Genomic DNA, 4424 nt, shown 5'->3' on the forward strand with positions numbered 1-4424 from the left:
CTCGTACTGCTTCAGGCGGCCTCGCAGCTGGCGCTGGCCCCAGTTGGGCGCCAGCGGGCCGGCGGGCACGAAGGCGGCAAATTTGGCCTGCGCCTGCTCGTAGAGCGGCTTGGCCGCCTCGGCTCCACCACCAAACATTTTGGGCGTGAAGTTCACCTGGTTGGCTTCGACCAGGTAAGGGCGCGGGTTGGCGGGGTTCAGGGCCTGGGCCTGGGCCACGGCCTCGCCTACCAGCTGCGAGTATTTCATCGAGCGCGACATGGGCGAGATGCCCAGGCGGGCTTGGTAGGCGTAGGCCTGCAGCGCGAGCAGCTCCGACTCATCGCCGTGCAGCTGGCGGGCCTGGGCCAGGGCCGCTTCGGCCTGGTCGAGGGTTTTGTCTTTGGTATCACCGTCTTCCTTGCTCTGGAAAACACTGATGAGCAACGCATAGGTTTGGTAGTAGCGGGGCAGCCAGTCTTTGGGGGCCACGGTGGCGGCGCGCTCAAACTTGGCGGCCACGGCCTTGAGCACGGCCGGGTCGCCGGTTTCGGTGGGCTCGAGGCGCAGCGGCACGGCCCCATAGAGGCGCACGAGGTTGAAATAGCACAGCGCCCGGATGAAGCGGGCTTCGCCCAGAATCTGGTCGCGGCGGGTGCTGCGCAGGCTGGTAGTGCTGATGCCCGGCACGTACTTGAGCACGGAATTGGCGCGGTTGATGGTGGCGTAGGCGTCGCGGTAGGCGTCGTACACCTGCCCGGTGGTCGAGGTCCAGGTCAGCACGTCGAGGCTGCGCACGTCGGTGTTGTCGCTGCTGCAGTCGTCGGAAGGCATGTTGCCAATCAGGTTCAGCACCTCGGCGTAGCAGCCCTTGCGCTGCAGGCCGTCGTAGGTAGCCGTGAGCGAGGCCTCGGCATCTTCCGAGGTCTTGAAGAAGTTGGAGGGCGCAATGCTCGTCAGCGGCTCCTTGTCGAGCACGTTGCAGCCGGCCAGCACCACGGCCGCGAAGGCCGGAATCAACAGTTTTTTCATGGGAATTTTCGGGCGAAGGCGAGTGGGGGCAGCGGCTTAGAAGGAGGCGTTGAGGCCCACGGTGTAGGTGCGCGATTGCGGGTACACGCCCAGGTCGCGGCCCAGGCCGGTGGTGGAGTAAGGGTTGGAGCTCACCTCGGGGTCGTAGCCCGAGTAGCGGGTCCAGGTAATCAGGTTCTGGGCGGTGGCGTACAGGCGCAGGCTGCTCAGGGCGGCGTGCCTGATAAGGCCGGTGGGCAGGTTGTAGGCCAGCGTCAGGTTTTTGAGGCGCACGTAGGAGCCGTCTTCCAGGAAGCGGTTCGAGTAGCGGGCGTTGCCGTTGGGGTCGGCCAGCACGGCGCGGGGCACGTCGGTGTTGGTGTTGGTGGGCGTCCAGTGGTTCAGCACACGGGTGTCCTGGTTGCGGGCCGCACCCATGTACTCCAGCGTTTCGCGGTTCTCGTTGTAGATGTCGTTGCCGAAGCTACCCTGAAAGAACACGCTCAGCTCGAGCCCCTTGAAGGTGAAGGTGTTCGTGACGCCGCCAATGGCCTTGGGGTTGGGGTTGCCAATCACCGTGCGGTCCTTGTCGTTGATGATGCCGTCGCCGTTCAGGTCCCGGAAGCGGATGTCGCCGGGGGCGGCGTTGGCCTGGTACTTGGCGCTTGAGCTGCCGCTCAGCTGCTGGGCGCGGGTGTTCAGCTTGTTGATTTCATCCTGGGTCTGGAACAGGCCGTCGACCTGGTAGGCGTAGAACACGCCCAGAGGCTGGCCCACCAGCGTGAAGCCGTTGTCGCTGGGCAGGCGGCGGTCAATCACGTTGCCTTTGTCGTCAACGGTCGTGCCCAGGTCGAGCACCTTGTTGCGGTTCAGGGTTACGTTCAGGTTGGTCGTCCAGCCGAAGCCGTTGTCGGCGGCCTGCACGTTGGTCGTGTTCAACCCCAACTCGATGCCCTTGTTCTCGATGCTGCCCACGTTCTGCAGAATACTCAGGTTGTTGGCCCCCGTGCTCAGTGGAATATCCACGAGCAGCAGCAGGTCTTTGGTGCGCTTGTAGTAGGCGTCCACCGTCAGCGTCAGGCGGTTATTGAGCAGGCCCAGGTCGAGGCCACCGTTGTACTGGTAGGTGGTTTCCCAGCGCACGTCGTTGTTGCCGATTTCGCTCTGAGCAATGCCCGGGGCCACTACGCCGCCCATGCCGGGGTAGTCGTTGTTGGGGCTGTACTGCGGGAAGCGCTGGTAGGTGTAGAACTCTTGGTTGCCGTTGGCTCCGAAGCTGCCGCGCAGCTTCAAGTCCGACACCACCCGGTTCTGCGGGAAAAACGACTCGTTCGACACCCGCCAAGCCACCGAGGCCGCCGGGAAGTAGCCAAACTTCCGGCCGTTGCGGAAGCGGCTCGAACCGTCGGCGCGCAGGCTCAGGCCCAGCAGGTAGCGGTTGGCGTAGGCGTAGTTGGCGCGCCCGAAAAAGCTCAGCAGGCCCCACTCGTCCTCGTAGCTGCTGGGCTTGCCAAACACCGACGCGCCGTTGAGGTAGGGCACGGCGTTGGAGGCGTAGCCCGTGGCGCGGGCGCTCGACGTGAACCGGTCGGACGCCTGCATCGACTCGCCGGCCAGCAGCGTCAGCGTGTGCTGCTCGCCCAGGCTGGGGGTGTAGGTGAGGGTATTTTCCTGCAGCCAGATAACCTGCTGGTTGGTACCGGTGGCGCCCTGGCCCTTCTGGCTGGCCGGCGACGTGGTGGTGCCGGGGTAGTTGCGGGTCAGGAACTGGTTTTCAATCTGGCTGCGGAAATCGATGCCCGCCGTCGAGCGCAGCGTGAGGTTTTTCAGCACATCCAGCTCGGCATACACGTTGCCGATGGCCTGGTAGATGGTGGCCTTGTTGCTGCTTTCCAGGAGGTTGCCCACCGGGTTGTCCACGTTGGTGGTGAGCGTGCTGGAGCCGTAGGTGCCGTCGGGGTTGCGCACCGGCACGAGCGGGCTCTGGGCCAGTGCCCCGAGCACCGTGCCCGAGCTGGTGGCGCCCTTCTCGCTGCGCGAGCTGTTGTTGTTCAGCGTGCGGCTCAGGTTCAGGCTGGTGCCGGCCCGGAAGCGGCTGCTCAGCTGCTGGTCGAGGTTGAGCTTGAAGGTGTAGCGGTCGAAGCCCGAGTTCAGGCTGATGCCGTCCTGCTTGAAGTAGCCGCCGGCCAGGTAGTAGCGGGTTTTGTCGGTGCCGCCGCTCACGTTCAGCTGGTAGTTCTGGATGTTGGCCGGGCGGTAAATCTCGTTCTGCCAGTCGGTGCCGCCGCGAATAGTGTCGGGGTTGAACTGCGGCCCCAGGCCCGAGGTGGCGCGCACGTCGTTGTAGAACGAGGCAAACTGCCGGGCATCCAGTACATCGTACTTCTTGCGAATTATCTGGCGGCCGAAGTAGGTGCTGAAGCCCAGCGTGGCTTTGCCCACCTTGCCGCGCTTGGTCGTAATCACCACCACGCCGTTGGAGGCCCGCAGGCCGTAGATGGCCGCCGCTGCGCCGTCCTTCAGAATGTCGATGCTCTCGATGTCGTTCGGGTTCAGGGCGTTCAGCGGATTGGGGCGCTGGTTGCCCACGGCCAGTTCCTGGTCGTAGGTGGGCAGCACCGGAATGCCGTCAATCACATACAGCGGCGAGGCATTGAGGTTGAGCGTGGCATTGCCGCGGATGCGCACGTTGATGCCCGCGCCGGGCGCGCCGCTGGGGGCCGTTACCTGCACGCCGGGGGCCTGGCCCTGCAGCGCTTGGTCGAAGCCCGCCACCGGCTGGCGCTCAATGGCCGCCGCGTTCACCGAGGCCACCGAGGTGCTTAGCTGCTGGCGGCTCTGGGTGCCGTAGCCCACCACCACCACTTCGTTCAGGGCCTGCTGGTCGTCTTTCAGCACTATGGCCAGCGTGGTGGTGGCGCCGGTCACGGCCACTTCCTGCCGTCCAAAGCCCACTGAGCTGAATACCAGCGTGCTGCCCTCGGGCGCGTTCAGCGAAAAGCTGCCGTCGGCCCCCGACGTGGTGCCAAGGCTGGTGCCTTTCACCAGCACCGTTACGCCGGGCAGGCCCTCGCCTTTGGCCTGCGTTACGCGGCCGCTCACGGGCACGTCCTGCACGCTGGCCGAAGCGGCCGCGCTGCTACTGCTGGTGGCGGTTTCTGGCTGGCTCACAATCAGGTAGTAGTCATCGCGCAGCTTCTTGAAGCGCAGCTCGGCCTGGGGCAGCACGGCCGCCAGCTTGCTGTCGAGGGTGGCCACGCCGGGCTGGGGCACCACGCGCTTGGTGCCCACCAGCGCGCTTTCGTAGAAAATCGTGACGTGGTGGTCCTTTTCCCACTGCCGCAGCAGGGTTTTCAGGGCCACGGTTTCGGCGGCGGGCTCTGGCGCGGGCGTGGTTTGCAGCGGCTGGTGCAGGGCCAGCAGCTGGGCCGCGG

2 protein-coding genes are annotated in these 4424 nt (G+C 65.4%); both read right to left on the reverse strand.

Going from position 1 to position 4424, the window contains the following annotated elements:
* On the reverse strand, nt 1-1011 hold a 1011-nt coding region (locus tag ACYVDE_RS15470), incomplete at its 3' end, for a RagB/SusD family nutrient uptake outer membrane protein (RefSeq protein ID WP_460502438.1).
* A 36-nt stretch (nt 1012-1047) separates the two neighbouring features.
* The coding region (locus ACYVDE_RS15475; RefSeq protein WP_460502439.1) for a SusC/RagA family TonB-linked outer membrane protein at nt 1048-4424 on the reverse strand (3377 nt) is incomplete at its 5' end.

It is taken from the genome of Hymenobacter agri, assembly GCF_054778495.1.